14 protein-coding genes are annotated in these 14,253 nt (G+C 61.0%); 10 read left to right on the top strand and 4 right to left on the bottom strand.

The window, feature by feature from the left end; genetic code table 11:
* Positions 1-184: 184 nt before the first annotated feature.
* The 10 genes from ccoN to fnr all read left to right on the top strand — a co-directional run bounded on the left by ccoN (position 185) and on the right by fnr (position 9,737).
* The gene (gene ccoN / locus AC3IX4_RS08525) at positions 185-1,624 is read left to right on the top strand and encodes a cytochrome-c oxidase, cbb3-type subunit I (protein WP_489260120.1); all 1,440 of its coding nucleotides are present in this window, start codon (positions 185-187) and stop codon (positions 1,622-1,624) included.
* Positions 1,624-2,232, top strand: a complete 609-nt coding sequence (gene ccoO, locus AC3IX4_RS08520; protein ID WP_489260119.1) for a cytochrome-c oxidase, cbb3-type subunit II — start codon at positions 1,624-1,626, stop codon at positions 2,230-2,232. Before ccoN ends, ccoO begins: the two co-directional genes overlap by 1 nt.
* A gap of 5 nt (positions 2,233-2,237) precedes the next feature.
* Positions 2,238-2,441, top strand: coding sequence for a cbb3-type cytochrome oxidase subunit 3 (locus AC3IX4_RS08515; protein WP_489260118.1), 204 nt, complete (start codon positions 2,238-2,240; stop codon positions 2,439-2,441).
* Entirely contained in the window at positions 2,438-3,409 is a 972-nt protein-coding gene (ccoP, locus tag AC3IX4_RS08510) for a cytochrome-c oxidase, cbb3-type subunit III (RefSeq protein ID WP_489260117.1), read from the top strand. Before AC3IX4_RS08515 ends, ccoP begins: the two co-directional genes overlap by 4 nt.
* A gap of 169 nt (positions 3,410-3,578) precedes the next feature.
* On the top strand, positions 3,579-4,994 hold the full coding sequence (gene ccoG / locus AC3IX4_RS08505) for a cytochrome c oxidase accessory protein CcoG (RefSeq protein ID WP_489260116.1): 1,416 nt from the start codon (positions 3,579-3,581) through the stop codon (positions 4,992-4,994).
* A gap of 11 nt (positions 4,995-5,005) precedes the next feature.
* Entirely contained in the window at positions 5,006-5,545 is a 540-nt protein-coding gene (locus tag AC3IX4_RS08500; RefSeq protein WP_489260115.1) for a FixH family protein, read from the top strand.
* Positions 5,546-5,570: 25 nt separating this feature from the next.
* A complete protein-coding gene (locus tag AC3IX4_RS08495; protein ID WP_489261249.1) occupies positions 5,571-8,024 on the top strand; it encodes a heavy metal translocating P-type ATPase in 2,454 nt (817 codons plus the stop codon).
* 12 nt (positions 8,025-8,036) lie between these two features.
* The gene (ccoS, locus tag AC3IX4_RS08490) at positions 8,037-8,249 is read left to right on the top strand and encodes a cbb3-type cytochrome oxidase assembly protein CcoS (RefSeq protein WP_489260114.1); all 213 of its coding nucleotides are present in this window, start codon (positions 8,037-8,039) and stop codon (positions 8,247-8,249) included.
* Positions 8,242-8,925: a sulfite exporter TauE/SafE family protein gene (locus AC3IX4_RS08485; protein ID WP_489260113.1), complete on the top strand. Its 684-nt coding sequence runs from the start codon at positions 8,242-8,244 to the stop codon at positions 8,923-8,925. The genes ccoS and AC3IX4_RS08485 overlap by 8 nt, the downstream gene beginning before the upstream one ends.
* A gap of 77 nt (positions 8,926-9,002) precedes the next feature.
* Positions 9,003-9,737 carry a fumarate/nitrate reduction transcriptional regulator Fnr gene (gene fnr / locus AC3IX4_RS08480; RefSeq protein WP_489260112.1) on the top strand — a complete coding sequence of 245 codons (735 nt, stop codon included), beginning with the start codon at positions 9,003-9,005 and terminating at the stop codon, positions 9,735-9,737.
* 234 nt (positions 9,738-9,971) lie between these two features.
* Here the strand turns inward: fnr and recR are convergent, their stop codons facing one another.
* The 4 genes from recR to dnaX all read right to left on the bottom strand — a co-directional run bounded on the left by recR (position 9,972) and on the right by dnaX (position 14,245).
* Positions 9,972-10,577 (bottom strand): recombination mediator RecR, encoded by a 606-nt coding sequence (recR, locus tag AC3IX4_RS08475; protein ID WP_489260111.1) that lies wholly within the window; start codon positions 10,575-10,577, stop codon positions 9,972-9,974.
* A 76-nt stretch (positions 10,578-10,653) separates the two neighbouring features.
* Positions 10,654-11,682 carry an NADP-dependent oxidoreductase gene (locus AC3IX4_RS08470; protein WP_489260110.1) on the bottom strand — a complete coding sequence of 343 codons (1,029 nt, stop codon included), beginning with the start codon at positions 11,680-11,682 and terminating at the stop codon, positions 10,654-10,656.
* A 145-nt stretch (positions 11,683-11,827) separates the two neighbouring features.
* Positions 11,828-12,154 (bottom strand): YbaB/EbfC family nucleoid-associated protein, encoded by a 327-nt coding sequence (locus tag AC3IX4_RS08465; RefSeq protein ID WP_010226011.1) that lies wholly within the window; start codon positions 12,152-12,154, stop codon positions 11,828-11,830.
* Positions 12,155-12,226: 72 nt separating this feature from the next.
* Positions 12,227-14,245 carry a DNA polymerase III subunit gamma/tau gene (gene dnaX / locus AC3IX4_RS08460; RefSeq protein ID WP_489260109.1) on the bottom strand — a complete coding sequence of 673 codons (2,019 nt, stop codon included), beginning with the start codon at positions 14,243-14,245 and terminating at the stop codon, positions 12,227-12,229.
* Positions 14,246-14,253 lie beyond the last annotated feature (8 nt).

Raw genomic sequence — 14,253 nt, 5'->3', positions numbered from 1 at the left:
AAAAGGTCAACTATTTGTACCGATGATTGTGTACAATCGCCGCCGCATGACGGCTGAAAGGCCCGTGGAATCGGCTTTGGCAAGGGTTGGCAGCGGCTCCATCGCGTTGCAATAACCACACGGTTTATACATACTTGCGACCGATTTTTTACTTATAAAAACACCTAAACCGTGGAACCTTAGAATGAGCACAGCAATCAATCCGACTGCTTACAACTATAAGGTAGTCCGCCAGTTCGCCATCATGACGGTGGTCTGGGGGATCCTTGGAATGGGGCTCGGAGTCTTCATCGCCTCCCAACTGGTTTGGCCAGAGCTTAACTTGGACCTGCCATGGACGACGTTTGGACGCCTTCGCCCGCTGCACACTAACTTGGTGATATTCGCCTTCGGGGGTTGTGCTCTGTTTGCCACCTCCTATTACGTGGTGCAGCGAACCTGCCAGACGCGCCTGATTTCCGACAGCCTCGCGGCCTTTACTTTCTGGGGTTGGCAGGCCGTTATCGTCTGCGCCATCATCACCCTGCCGCTGGGCTACACCACCACCAAGGAATACGCTGAGCTGGAATGGCCGATTGCCATTTTGCTGGCCATTGTCTGGGTGACCTACGGCGTGGTGTTCTTCGGCACCATCGTCAAGCGCAAGACCAAGCACATTTATGTCGGTAACTGGTTCTACGGTGCATTCATCGTCGTGACCGCGATGCTGCACATCGTCAACCACATGTCGCTGCCGGTGAGCTTCTTCAAGTCGTACTCGGCCTATTCCGGGGCCACCGACGCCATGATCCAGTGGTGGTACGGCCACAACGCCGTAGGTTTCTTCCTGACCACGGGCTTTTTGGGGATGATGTACTACTTCGTACCCAAGCAGGCCGAGCGTCCGATCTACTCCTATCGCCTGTCGATCGTGCACTTCTGGGCACTGATCACCCTGTACATCTGGGCTGGCCCGCACCACCTGCACTACACCGCCCTGCCGGACTGGGCGCAGTCGCTGGGCATGGCCATGTCGATCATTCTGCTGGCGCCAAGCTGGGGCGGCATGATCAACGGCATGATGACCCTCTCGGGCGCCTGGCATAAGCTGCGCACCGACCCGATCCTGCGCTTTCTGGTGGTATCGCTGGCGTTCTACGGCATGTCGACCTTCGAAGGCCCGATGATGGCGATCAAGACCGTCAACTCGCTGTCGCACTACACCGACTGGACCATCGGCCACGTACACGCCGGCGCCCTGGGCTGGGTGGCGATGATTTCGATCGGCGCGATTTACCACATGATCCCCAAACTGTTCGGCCGTCCGCAGATGCACAGCATCGGCCTGATCAACGCCCACTTCTGGCTGGCGACCATCGGTACCGTGCTCTACATCGCCTCGATGTGGGTCAACGGCATCACCCAGGGCCTGATGTGGCGCGCCATCAACGACGACGGCACCTTGACCTACTCCTTCGTCGAAGCCCTGCAGGCCAGTCACCCAGGCTACATCGTTCGTGCCTTGGGCGGCGCCTTCTTCGCCAGCGGCATGCTGCTGATGGCCTGGAACGTGTTCCGCACTGTCCGCGCCTCGGATCCTGCTGAAGCCGAAGCTGCGTCCAAGATCGTTGTGGGAGCTCATTGATGAAGCATGAAGCAGTTGAGAAGAACATCGGCCTGATGGCCTTCTTCATGGTCATTGCCGTTAGTGTCGGTGGCCTGACCCAGATCGTCCCGCTGTTTTTCCAGGACGTGACCAACAAGCCGGTCGAAGGCATGAAGCCGCGTCCGGCCCTGGAGCTCGAAGGCCGTGACGTGTACATCGCCAACGGCTGTGTCGGTTGCCACTCGCAGATGATCCGCCCGTTCCGCGCCGAAACCGAGCGCTACGGGCACTACTCGGTGGCTGGCGAAAGCGTCTGGGACCACCCGTTCCTGTGGGGCTCCAAGCGCACCGGCCCGGACCTGGCCCGAGTCGGTGGTCGTTACTCCGACGACTGGCACCGCGCGCACCTGTATAACCCGCGCAACGTAGTCCCCGAGTCGAAAATGCCGGCGTATCCGTTTTTGGTCGAGAACAAGCTCGACGGCAAGGAAACCGCCAAAAAGATGGAAGTCCTGCGGACCCTGGGCGTGCCTTACACCGACGAAGACATCGCCGGTGCGCAAGACGCGGTCAAGGGCAAGACAGAAATGGACGCCGTGGTGGCCTACCTCCAGGGCCTTGGCACCATCATTAAAAGCAAACGGTGACCTTGATGGATATCGGGATGATTCGTGGCCTGGGCACCGTCGTGGTGATGGTGGCCTTTATAGGCTTGGCACTGTGGGTATTCAGCTCTCGGCGCAAGTCCGAGTTCGACGAAGCAACCTTGCTGCCGTTTGCCGATGACCCCGAGGCCATCAAGCATGTCGAGCAAGCGAAATCGGACGCGAGAGCTGCTAGGAGTAACAACGAATGACTACCTTCTGGAGTCTGTATGTCACCGTGCTGAGTCTGGGGACCATCTTCTGCCTGACTTGGCTGCTGCTGTCGACCCGCAAGGGCCAGCGCGCTGAAGCCACCGATGAAACCGTAGGCCACTCCTACGACGGCATCGAGGAGTACGACAACCCCCTGCCCAAATGGTGGTTCATGCTGTTCATAGGCACCATCGTTTTTGCCTTGGGTTACCTGGTGCTGTACCCAGGCCTTGGCAACTGGAAAGGCCTGCTCCCGGGCTACAGCTATCTGGACAACGAAAAGCAGACCGCTTTCGCCAACGGCCAGACCGGCTGGACGGGCGTGCATGAGTGGGAAAAGGAAATGGCGCGCTCCGATGCACGCTTTGGCCCGATCTTCGCCAAGTTCGCCGCCATGCCCATCGAGGAAGTCGCCAAGGATCCGAAAGCGCTGAAAATGGGGGGGCGCCTGTTCGCCTCCAACTGCTCGGTGTGCCACGGTTCCGACGCCAAGGGTGCCTATGGCTTCCCGAACCTGACCGACGCCGATTGGCGCTGGGGCGGCGAACCGCAAACCATCAAGACCTCCATTATGGGCGGTCGCCACGCGGTGATGCCGGCTTGGGCCGAGGTCATCGGCGAGCAAGGGGTTTCCGATGTCGCGGCCTACGTGCTGAGCAACCTGGATGGCCGCACGCTGCCGGAGAACGCCAAGGTTGATGTCGCCAATGGCCAGAAGCTATTCGCCACCAACTGCGTGGCTTGCCACGGTCCGGCAGGCAAAGGCACCCCGGCCATGGGCGCACCTGACCTGACCCACCCGCAGGGCTTCATCTACGGTTCGAGCTTCGCTCAACTGCAGCAGACCATCCGTTATGGCCGCCAGGGCCAGATGCCTGCCCAGGAAGCGATGCAGGGTAACGACAAGGTTCACTTGCTGGCGGCTTACGTCTACAGCCTCTCGCAGGGCGCGAAGGCTGCCGAGTAAGGCAGAAGTTATCAGGCGACACTTATTCGCGGGCAAGCCCGCTCCCACAGGCGCCTCATAACCCCTGTAGGAGCTGGGCTTGCCCGCGATGCTTTTGAAGTCAACGCTCTCGGATCACAGGCGTATCATGGATCCGGAGCGATACTTTCCACTGCCGTGGGACTTACTGATGAGCAAGCAGATTCCGGTACATGACGTTACCCCGCCTGCAAAGAAAGACAGCAACACCGTAGACCTCTATGCCTCTCGGGAAAAAATCTACACCCGCGCTTTCACCGGCCTGTTCCGCAACCTGCGCATGTCCGGGGGTGCCGTTCTTTTCCTGATTTATTTCGGCACCGTGTGGCTGAATTGGGGCGGTCATCAGGCTGTCTGGTGGAACCTGCCCGAGCGCAAGTTCTACATCTTTGGCGCCACCTTCTGGCCCCAGGATTTCATCCTCTTGTCGGGGATGCTGATCATTTCCGCCTTCGGCCTGTTCTTCATTACGGTCTATGCCGGACGGGTATGGTGCGGCTATACCTGCCCGCAAAGCGTCTGGACCTGGATTTTCATGTGGTGCGAGAAGGTCACCGAGGGTGACCGCAACCAGCGTATCAAGCTCGACAAAGCCCCCATGAGTGGTAACAAGCTGCTACGCAAGGTCGCCAAACACAGCCTCTGGCTGTTGATCGGCTTTGTGACGGGCATGACCTTTGTCGGCTACTTCTCCCCTATCCGCGAACTGACCCTGGACTTCTTCACAGGCCAGGCTGATGGCTGGGCCTACTTCTGGGTCGGTTTCTTCACCCTGGCCACCTATGGCAATGCTGGCTGGCTGCGTGAACAGGTGTGCATCTACATGTGCCCTTACGCGCGTTTCCAGAGCGTGATGTTCGACAAGGACACCTTGATCGTTTCCTACGATCCGCGCCGTGGCGAATCCCGTGGCCCACGCAAAAAAGACCTCGACTACAAGGCCCAGGGCCTGGGCGACTGCATCGACTGCACCATGTGCGTCCAGGTCTGCCCGACCGGCATCGACATCCGCGACGGCCTGCAGATCGAGTGCATTGGCTGCGCGGCCTGCATCGATGCCTGCGACAGCATCATGGACAAGATGAACTACCCTCGCGGGCTCATCAGCTACACCACCGAACACAACCTGTCCGGGCAGAAAACCCATACACTGCGCCCTCGCCTGATCGGCTATGCCGTGGTGCTGCTGCTGATGATCAGCCTGCTGGCCACCGCCTTTGCGATGCGCTCACTGGTTGGCTTTGACGTCAGCAAGGACCGGGTGCTCTACCGCGAAAACGCCCAAGGCCGAATCGAGAACGTCTACAGCCTGAAAATCATGAACAAGGACCAGCGCGACCATGTCTATGTGGTGGAAGCGACCGGCCTGCCAGACCTGAAACTGCAAGGCGCGCGCGAGATTCGCGTCGGTGCCGGCGATATCGTCAGTATGCCGGTCGAACTGTCGATCGCCCCCGAGAAGCTGCCGTCGAGCACCAACGAGGTGTTCTTTATCCTCAAGGATGTCGACAACAGCGACGTCGAAGTCAAAGCCAAGAGCCGATTCATCGGCCCACAAGTACGTTGAGAGAAGTTGCCATGCCTGTCGTAAACGATTCCAGCCCCTGGTACAAACACCGCTGGCCCTGGTTCATCATCGCCGCCCTGGGCTGCTCGGTGGCGCTGACGCTGACCACCGTGACCATTGCCGTACGCAATCAGGACAACCTGGTCAACGACAACTACTACGAGGCGGGCAAAGGCATCAACCGCTCGTTGGACCGTGAGCTGCTGGCACAAACCCTCAAGCTGCAGGCCACTATTCATCTGGATGAACTGACCGGCGAAGTCGAGCTGCACCTCAACGGCAACAGCCAGCCAGAAAGCCTGCAACTGAACCTGATCTCGCCCACCCAACCGCAAAAGGATCGCAATGTGGTGCTGGCCCACAGCAGCAGCGAACCGGGTCGCTATATCGGCCAACTGGGCGACAAGGTCGAGGGCCGGCGCTTTGTCGAGTTGCTGGGCACCCAGAATGGCCAGACCTGGCGCATGTTCGAAGAAGAACAGGTCGGGCATGACGTTACCTTGAAGCTGGGCGATGAGCCGCTGCAAGGCGCCGAACACCTGGACAAATGATGCCAGCCTTGCAGCCTTCAAAACCATGAGCCACCCAACGCCCTGTTATCACTGCGCCCTGCCCGTTCCGGCAGGCGAACGCTTCAGCGCCATGGTGCTGGGTGAGCCGCGGCAATTTTGCTGCCCCGGCTGCCAGGCGGTGGCCGAAGCCATCGTCGCCAGCCAACTGGAAAGCTACTACCAGCACCGCAGCGAAGCCTCTGCCAACCCTGATGCGCTGCCGATACAGTTGGTCGATGAGCTCGCCCTTTATGATCGGGCCGATGTACAGCAGCCGTTCGTGCGTCACGAAGGCGAACTGGCCGAGACCACGTTGCTGATCGAAGGCATCAGTTGCGCAGCCTGCGGCTGGTTGATCGAAAAGCACTTGCGACACTTGCCGGCGGTGGCTGAAGCGCGACTGAACCTGTCCAACCATCGTTTGCTGGTGCAATGGGCCGATAGCCAACTCCCGCTGAGCGCCTTGCTCCACGAATTGCGCCAGATCGGCTATGTCGCCCACCCCTACCAGGCCGACCGCGCCGCCGAACAACTGGCCAGCGAAAACCGCACGGCCCTGCGCCAACTCGGCGTCGCGGGCTTGCTGTGGTTCCAGGCCATGATGGCGACCATGGCGACCTGGCCAGAATTCAATATCGACCTCAGCCCGCAGATGCATACCATCTTGCGCTGGGTCGCGCTGTTCTTGACCACGCCCATTGTGTTTTACAGCTGCAAGCCCTTTTTCAAGGGCGCCATGCGTGACCTGCGCACCCGCCATCTGACCATGGACGTCTCGGTGTCGCTGGCCATTGGCGGGGCCTATGTCGCCGGCATCTGGACGGCCATCAGCGGCAGTGGCGAGCTGTATTTCGACGCGGTCGGGATGTTTGCACTGTTCTTGCTCAGCGGCCGTTATCTGGAGCGCCGGGCGCGGGAACGGACCGCGGCAGCCACTGCACAACTGGTCAATCTGCTGCCCGCCTCGTGTCTGCGCCTAACCAGCGATGGGCAAAGCGAGCGCATCCTGCTCAATGAGCTGTCGGTCGGTGATCGCGTGCTGATCCATCCAGGCGCCGTGATGCCGGCCGATGGACGCATACTCGAAGGGCAGTCGAGCATTGATGAGTCCTTGCTGACCGGCGAATACTTGCCGCACCCACGGACCGTGGGCGATGCCGTCACGGCAGGCACCTTGAATGTTGAAGGCGCACTGACGGTGCAAGTTATGGCGCTGGGCCAGGACACCCGATTGTCGGCCATCGTCCGCCTGCTGGAACGCGCCCAGGCAGAAAAACCGCGCCTGGCCGAGATTGCCGACCGCGCCGCCCAGTGGTTCTTGCTGTTTTCATTGGTGGCAGCAGCGGCCATCGGCCTGCTCTGGTGGCAACTGGATGCCTCCCGTGCCTTCTGGATCGTGCTGGCGATGCTGGTTGCTACCTGCCCCTGCGCCCTGTCACTGGCAACGCCCACGGCACTGACGGCCGCCACTGGCAGCTTGCACCGGCTCGGGCTGCTGCTGACCCGTGGGCATGTGCTTGAAGGGTTGAACCAGATCGACACCGTGATTTTCGACAAGACCGGTACCCTCACCGAAGGCAGGCTGGTGCTACGCAGCATTCGCCCACTGGGCCGCCTGAATGCCGATCAGTGCCTGGCACTGGCCGCGGCTCTGGAAAACCGCTCCGAGCACCCGATTGCACGCGCCTTCGGCCGCGCACCCCACGCCGCTCAACAGGTGAACAGCACCCCGGGGCTAGGGCTTGAAGGCCTGGTCGGCGACCATCGATTGCGCATCGGCGAGCCCCGGTTTGCCTGCGCATTGAGTGGCTGCCCGGTTCCGCCCACACCGGATGCGAACGGGCAATGGTTGCTGCTCGGCGACCCACAAGGGGCGCTTGCCTGGTTCTCACTGGACGACCGTCTTCGCGACGATGCCCCGGCGCTGTTGGCTGCCTGCAGGGAACGAGGCTGGAGAACCCTGCTATTGTCGGGCGACAGTTCGCCCATGGTTGCCAGCGTCGCTGCGGAACTGGGCATCGACCAAGCCCAAGGCGGCCTGCGCCCCGATGACAAACTCAAGGTTCTGCAGGACCTGCACGCACAGGGCCGCAAAGTGTTGATGCTGGGGGACGGCGTCAACGACGTTCCTGTGCTGGCCGCAGCCGATATCAGCGTCGCCATGGGCTCGGCCACCGACCTTGCCAAGACCAGCGCCGACGCGGTATTGCTGTCCAACCGCCTTGAGGCGCTGGTGCAAGCCATGCATCTGGCTCGCCGTACCCGTCGGGTCATTATCGAGAACCTGCTCTGGGCCGGGCTGTACAATGGCCTCATGCTGCCGTTCGCAGCGCTGGGCTGGATCACACCTGTCTGGGCAGCGGTCGGTATGTCTCTGAGCTCGCTGACCGTGGTGCTCAACGCCTTGCGCCTGACGCGTATCAAGCCATTGCCCGGGCCCGCCCTTTCAGCCATCGCCACGCGGCCGGCCGCCGCCTGACCAGGAGTTACCATGCCCGCGCTTTATGTAATGATTCCGGCGGCGCTCGTGCTCGTCGGCATCGCCGTCTACATCTTCTTCTGGGCGGTGGACAGCGGCCAGTACGACGACCTCGACGGCCCCGCTCACAGCATCCTGTTTGACGACCAGGACCCTGACCACACGGCAGCGGTGGATTCAGCCAAAAAACCAACACCTGACGACAAGGCGCCGCCGCGTGCCTGATCTGCTGCCGCTGCTGGTGTCGGCAGTCATTCTGGGACTGCTCGGTGGCGGCCACTGCCTGGGCATGTGCGGTGGGCTGATGGGCGCCCTGACCCTGGCCATCCCGCCGGAACAACGCAGCCGACGCTTTCGCCTGCTACTGGCCTATAACCTGGGCAGAATCCTGAGCTACACCTGTGCAGGGTTATTAGTCGGCCTCGGTGGCTGGGCGCTGGCCAACAGTCCGGGTGCCATGCTGATGCGGGTTGCCGCCGCCTTGCTGTTGATCGCCATGGGCTTGTATCTGGCGGGGTGGTGGAGTGGCCTGACTCGGATCGAAAGCCTGGGCCGCGGCCTCTGGCGGCATATCCAGCCGATTGCCACGCGCCTGCTACCGGTGTCGAGCCTGCCAAGGGCTTTGTTGCTGGGCGCGTTATGGGGCTGGTTACCCTGCGGGCTGGTCTACAGCACCCTGCTCTGGGCGGCAAGCCAGGGCAATGCCTTAGACAGCGCGGCACTGATGCTCGCCTTTGGCCTGGGTACCTGGCCGGTGTTGCTGGCCACAGGCATTGCCGCCGAACGCACCCAGGCGTTGCTGCGCCGTAAAGGCGTGCGCGTCGCTGGCGGCCTGCTGGTGATCCTGTTCGGGCTCTGGACGTTGCCCGGCCCGCACCAGCATTGGCTGATGGGCCACTGACAGGACGTGCGCTGGTTCGTAGCTAGCACGTGAGGTACCCTTACTTCCTATGTGTGTTTTCCACAAGGAATGAAGAAATGTCCGAGCCCGTAAAACTACGTGCCCACAACCAGGCCCACTGCAAGGATTGCAGCCTGGCGCCTCTGTGCCTTCCGCTTTCACTGGAAATGGAGGACATGGAGGCACTGGACGAAATCGTCAAACGCGGTCGCCCCTTGGAAAAGGGTGAATTTTTGTTCCGCCAGGGTGACGCTTTCAGCTCGGTCTACGCGGTGCGCTCCGGCGCCCTGAAAACCTTCAGCCTGAGCGATTCGGGCGAAGAGCAGATCGTAGGCTTTCACTTGCCCAGCGAACTGCTCGGGCTGTCGGGCATGGACACCGAAAGTTACCCGGTGTCGGCCCAGGCCCAGGAAACCACTTCGGTGTGCGAAATCCCGTTCGACCGGCTCGATGAGCTTTGCGTGCAGTTGCCACAATTGCGCCGTCAGTTGATGCGCGTGATGAGCCGTGAAATTCGCGATGATCAGCAGATGATGCTGCTGTTGTCGAAAAAAACCGCCGACGAGCGCATTGCCACTTTTCTGGTTAACCTGTCCACACGATTCCGCGCACGTGGCTATTCGGCCAACCAGTTCCGGCTGAGCATGTCGCGCAATGAAATCGGGAATTACCTGGGCCTGGCCGTTGAAACTGTGTCGCGAGTTTTCACACGCTTTCAGCAAAACCAGTTGATTGCGGCCCAAGGCAAGGAAATCCATATCCTCGACCCTGTCCAGCTGTGCGCCCTGGCCGGCGGCTCACTGGAAGGCTAGCGTCTGCCTGCTGTAGGAGCAGAGCTTGCTCGCGATGGCATCACCGCGGTTCATCGCAGACCGCGGTGATGCCATCGCGACCAAGGTCTGCTCCTACAGGGATCGGTTTGCGGCCTGTGGCGCATGTGTGCGCAGGAATGTAGGAGCAGAGTTTACTCGCGATGGCATCACCGCGGTTCATCGCAGACAGCAGTGATGCCATCGCGACGGTTCGGTGCCCCGACCAAGGTCAGGTCACAGGGAGATCGGTTTGCGGCCTGCGAATGAGTGGGCCAAGGTGCCACCGTCCACCAGCTCAAGCTCACCGCCCAACGGCACCCCGTGGGCGATGCGGGACACTACCAAGCCCTTCTCGGCCAGCAACTGGGCGATGTAATGCGCGGTCGCCTCGCCTTCCACAGTCGGGTTGGTCGCCAGGATCACTTCAGCGAAACTGCCCTTGCCTTCTTCGATTCGCGCCAGCAATTGCGGGATGCCAATCGCTTCCGGCCCCAGGCCATCAAGCGGCGAGAGATGCCCCTTGAGCACAAAATAGCGCCCACGAAAACCAGTCTGCTCGACCGCATAGACATCCATCGGCCCCTCCACCACACACAGCACTGTGTCGTCACGGCGGGTGTCGGCGCATTGCGGGCAGAGTTCTTGCTCGGTCAGCGTGCGACACTGGCGGCAGTGGCCCACGCCTTCCATCGCCTGGCTCAGCGCCTGGGCCAGGCGCAGCCCACCGCTGCGATCGCGTTCGAGCAGTTGCAGGGCCATGCGCTGCGCAGTTTTCTGCCCTACACCCGGCAATGTGCGCAGGGCGTCGATCAGTTGGCGAATCAGTGGGCTGAAGCTCATGAGAAAAGGCCTGACATAACAACGAGACGCGGTTTATACCGGCGCCAGAAAGCCCCGTCAATTAACCGGGCCTGAGTCATGACACCTTGACCACCAATTTGCCGAAGTTGCGCCCTTCCAGCAGCCCGATAAACGCATCTGGCGCATGCTCCAGGCCTTCGACCAGATCTTCGCGAAACTTCACCTTGCCGTCGCGGACCCACGGCACCATGGCGGCCACGAACTCATGCAGTCGGTCCCCATAGTCGTCGAAAACGATAAAACCCTGCATACGCATGCGCTTGGTCAGGATGGTGCGTTGCAGCAACGAAAGACGATCCGGGCCGTCCGGCAATTGCGTGGCATTGTACTGGGCGATCAAGCCACAGACAGGAATCCGCGCCTTGGGATTAAGCAACGGCAGCACGGCATCGAAGACCTTGCCGCCCACGTTCTCGAAGTAAATATCGATACCCTTGTCACAGGCACTGGCCAGGTCTTCAGCCAAGGTCGGGCTGGTGTGATCGATGCAGGCATCAAAACCCAACTCATCTTCTACATACCGGCACTTTTCGCTCCCACCGGCAATCCCTACCACGCGCAACCCCATCAGCCGCGCCACTTGCCCGACCACGGAGCCTACAGCGCCAGAGGCCGCCGCCACCACCAGGGTTTCACCCGCCTTTGGCTGGCCGATGTCGGTCAGCCCCATATAGGCGGTCATGCCGGGCATGCCGAGCACACCCAAGGCCATGGAGGGGCTTGGCAAGCCGGGCGGCAACGGCATCAGCCCGCTGCCATTGCTGATGCTGTGGGTCTGCCAGCCGGTGGCACCGACCACCATGTCGCCTACGGCAAATTTGGGATGACGGGTCGCCTGGACAACGCTGACCGCACCACCGGTCATGACCTCATCGATCTGGACCGGTGCGGCGTAGGACGGCGCATCGCTCATGCGGCCGCGCATGTACGGGTCCAGCGACAGGTACATGGTACGCAGCAATACCTGCCCATCCTCCAGGTCCGGCAAGGCTTCACGCTCCAGGCGGAAGTTCTCCGGGGCGGGCGCACCCTGGGGGCGCGAGGCCAACACAATGCGTTGGTTGAGGGTCAGTTCCTGGGCCATCGAGGCACTCCTTGAACACAGTTGGAAAACAAACTCTACTCTCCTGACCCTCAACCGTCAGCGCCGTTCATTGCAAAGCCCGTTGCGCACCCAATAAAAAAATGCCAGGCATAGGCCTGGCATTCGGGTAACGCGCGGGGTGCCGTCAGAACGGCATCTTGAAGCCCGGTGGCAGTTGCATGCCTGCGGTCATGCCGCCCATTTTTTCCTGGCTGTTGGCTTCGACCTTGCGTACTGCGTCATTGACGGCTGCAGCGATCAGGTCTTCGAGCACTTCTTTGTCTTCCTGCATCAGGCTGTCATCCAGGCTGATGCGCTTGACGTCATGACGGCCGGTCATGACCACGCTGACCAGGCCTGCGCCCGATTGGCCGGTCACTTCGGCATTGGCCAGCTCTTCCTGCATCTTGGCCATTTTTTCCTGCATTTGCTGAGCCTGCTTCATCAGGCCGGCCATGCCACCTTTCATCATGGGAATCACCTTTCTATCAATTTGCCAGTTTTCCATGATGTGCTGACAGCACCCATGGACGCGGTTATCAGGTTATTCGCTTTGGCTGACCAAAGCGTCGACAGGTTCAATACTATCGTTACGAATGACGGCGCCGAACTGCTTCATCATCTGCTGGATGAACGGATCGGCGTGAATCGATTCTTCGGCTTCGCGCTGGCGATCGGCACGCTTGCGTGATGCAGCCTGGGCCGGGGTTTCCTGTTCAGGCTTTATCAGCTCAATGCTCAGGGTCAGCGCACGGCCATGGTACTGGTTGAGCGCCTCGTTCAATCGACGTTGCTGGGTGGTGTTGAACAGTGCGCTGTGTGCAGGGTCCAGATGCAGCAGCCAGTGATCACCCTCGACGCTGATCAAGGTGCAGTTGGCGGCGATGCTGCCGGTCATGCCCGAGATAGGCAGTTTGGGGAACAGCCCAAGCCACTCCAGCGCCAATCCCGTCGCCGGCTGGGCAGCCGGTTCCGGCGCCTGCTCAAGCACAGGCTGGGCAACGGTCTCGCTGGCCAACTCGTCCAGGTAACCATAGTTCGCCGAATCGATATCGACGTCGTAGTAATCGTCGTCCGGTGGCGGTTCGTCGTCGCGCTCCATGCCGGCCGGGCTGTAGCTGACCTCTTCGACGGGCGCTACGTTGACCGGCTGCTGCGGTGCTTCCGGCACGGGGCTGGCCGGCGTTGGCATCGGCAAAGGCGGCAGCTCCGGTTGCTCGGCAACGACTTCCAGTACAGGCTCTGGCTGCGGCTGGGCAACAGGTTCGGCGGCAGCCGGCTCATTCCAGGGTAGATCCACCTCAGGTGTCACCGGCTTAGCAACCACCGGGGCAACGACAGGCGCAGGTTCGACCGCCGGAGTAGGTGCCGGTATGGGCGCAGCAACCGGAGCCGCCGCTGCCACTGGGCTTGTGGAATCAACTGTGGCCTGGTTGATCCCCGTTGTCTTTAACACTTGCCTTGGCGCATCGGCGCTGTCGGCGGGGCGGAAGGCCAGCATCCGCAGCAGAACCATTTCAAAACCGCCGCGCAGCTCGGGCGCCAAGGGCAAGTCGCGTCGGCCAATCAGGCCCATCTGGTAATAAAACTGTACATCTTCGGCCGGTAGCGATTGAGCCAGGGCCAGCACCCGATCACGATCCCCCTGACCGTTATCGACCGCTTCAGGCAACGCCTGGGCAATGGCGACGCGGTGCAGCACATTGAGCATTTCTGCCAGCACACCGTTCCAGTCAGGCCCTTGCTCGGCCAACTGGCGGACCGCCTCAAGCAATGCCCGGGCATCACCGTCCAACAACGCCTGTAGCACGCCATACACCTGGCCATGATCAAGGCTGCCGAGCATGGCTCGCACATCTGCGGCCAGTACCTTGCCTTCACCAAAGGCAATGGCCTGGTCGGTCAGGCTCATGGCGTCACGCATAGAGCCATCGGCAGCACGACCTAACAGCCAGAGGGCGTCATCTTCGAACGGCACGTTCTCGGCCCCGAGTACATGGCTCAAGTGCTCGACGACGCGTTCGGGGGTCATGTTTTTCAGGGAAAACTGCAGGCAACGCGACAGGATGGTCGCTGGAAGCTTTTGCGGGTCTGTGGTGGCGAGGATGAACTTGACGTAAGGCGGCGGCTCTTCCAGCGTCTTGAGCAAGGCGTTGAACGAGTGAGTGGAGAGCATGTGTACTTCGTCGATCAGGTAGACCTTGAAGCGCCCACGGCTCGGGGCGTACTGCACGTTATCGAGCAGTTCGCGAGTATCTTCGACCTTGGTCCGGCTCGCGGCGTCGATCTCGATCAGGTCGACAAAACGGCCTTCATCAATTTCCCGGCACACCGAGCAGGTACCACAAGGCGTGGACGTAATACCGGTTTCGCAGTTCACGCACTTGGCGATAATCCGCGCGATCGTGGTCTTGCCCACGCCGCGGGTACCGGTGAACAGGTAGGCGTGGTGCAGGCGCTGGTTGTCCAGCGCGTTGATCAAGGCCTTGAGCACATGGGTCTGGCCGACCATTTCGCGGAACGAGCGCGGACGCCATTTACGTGCAAGAACCTGATAACTCATCGAAAACC

The sequence above is a fragment of the Pseudomonas sp. KH_021 genome, assembly GCF_057838865.1.
This window is presented reverse-complemented; position numbering and strand designations above follow the sequence as displayed.

Excerpts from the sequence above, each read along its gene's own strand:
- ccoN (WP_489260120.1), top strand. The coding sequence starts at position 185 with ATGAGCACAGCAATCAATCCGACTGCTTACAACTATAAGGTAGTCCGC.
- ccoO (WP_489260119.1), top strand. The coding sequence starts at position 1,624 with ATGAAGCATGAAGCAGTTGAGAAGAACATCGGCCTGATGGCCTTCTTC.
- AC3IX4_RS08515 (WP_489260118.1), top strand. The coding sequence starts at position 2,238 with ATGGATATCGGGATGATTCGTGGCCTGGGCACCGTCGTGGTGATGGTG.
- ccoP (WP_489260117.1), top strand. The coding sequence starts at position 2,438 with ATGACTACCTTCTGGAGTCTGTATGTCACCGTGCTGAGTCTGGGGACC.
- ccoG (WP_489260116.1), top strand. The coding sequence starts at position 3,579 with ATGAGCAAGCAGATTCCGGTACATGACGTTACCCCGCCTGCAAAGAAA.
- AC3IX4_RS08500 (WP_489260115.1), top strand. The coding sequence starts at position 5,006 with ATGCCTGTCGTAAACGATTCCAGCCCCTGGTACAAACACCGCTGGCCC.
- AC3IX4_RS08495 (WP_489261249.1), top strand. The coding sequence starts at position 5,571 with ATGAGCCACCCAACGCCCTGTTATCACTGCGCCCTGCCCGTTCCGGCA.
- ccoS (WP_489260114.1), top strand. The coding sequence starts at position 8,037 with ATGCCCGCGCTTTATGTAATGATTCCGGCGGCGCTCGTGCTCGTCGGC.
- fnr (WP_489260112.1), top strand. The coding sequence starts at position 9,003 with ATGTCCGAGCCCGTAAAACTACGTGCCCACAACCAGGCCCACTGCAAG.
- recR (WP_489260111.1), bottom strand. The coding sequence starts at position 10,577 with ATGAGCTTCAGCCCACTGATTCGCCAACTGATCGACGCCCTGCGCACA.
- AC3IX4_RS08470 (WP_489260110.1), bottom strand. The coding sequence starts at position 11,682 with ATGGCCCAGGAACTGACCCTCAACCAACGCATTGTGTTGGCCTCGCGC.
- AC3IX4_RS08465 (WP_010226011.1), bottom strand. The coding sequence starts at position 12,154 with ATGATGAAAGGTGGCATGGCCGGCCTGATGAAGCAGGCTCAGCAAATG.
- dnaX (WP_489260109.1), bottom strand. The coding sequence starts at position 14,245 with ATGAGTTATCAGGTTCTTGCACGTAAATGGCGTCCGCGCTCGTTCCGC.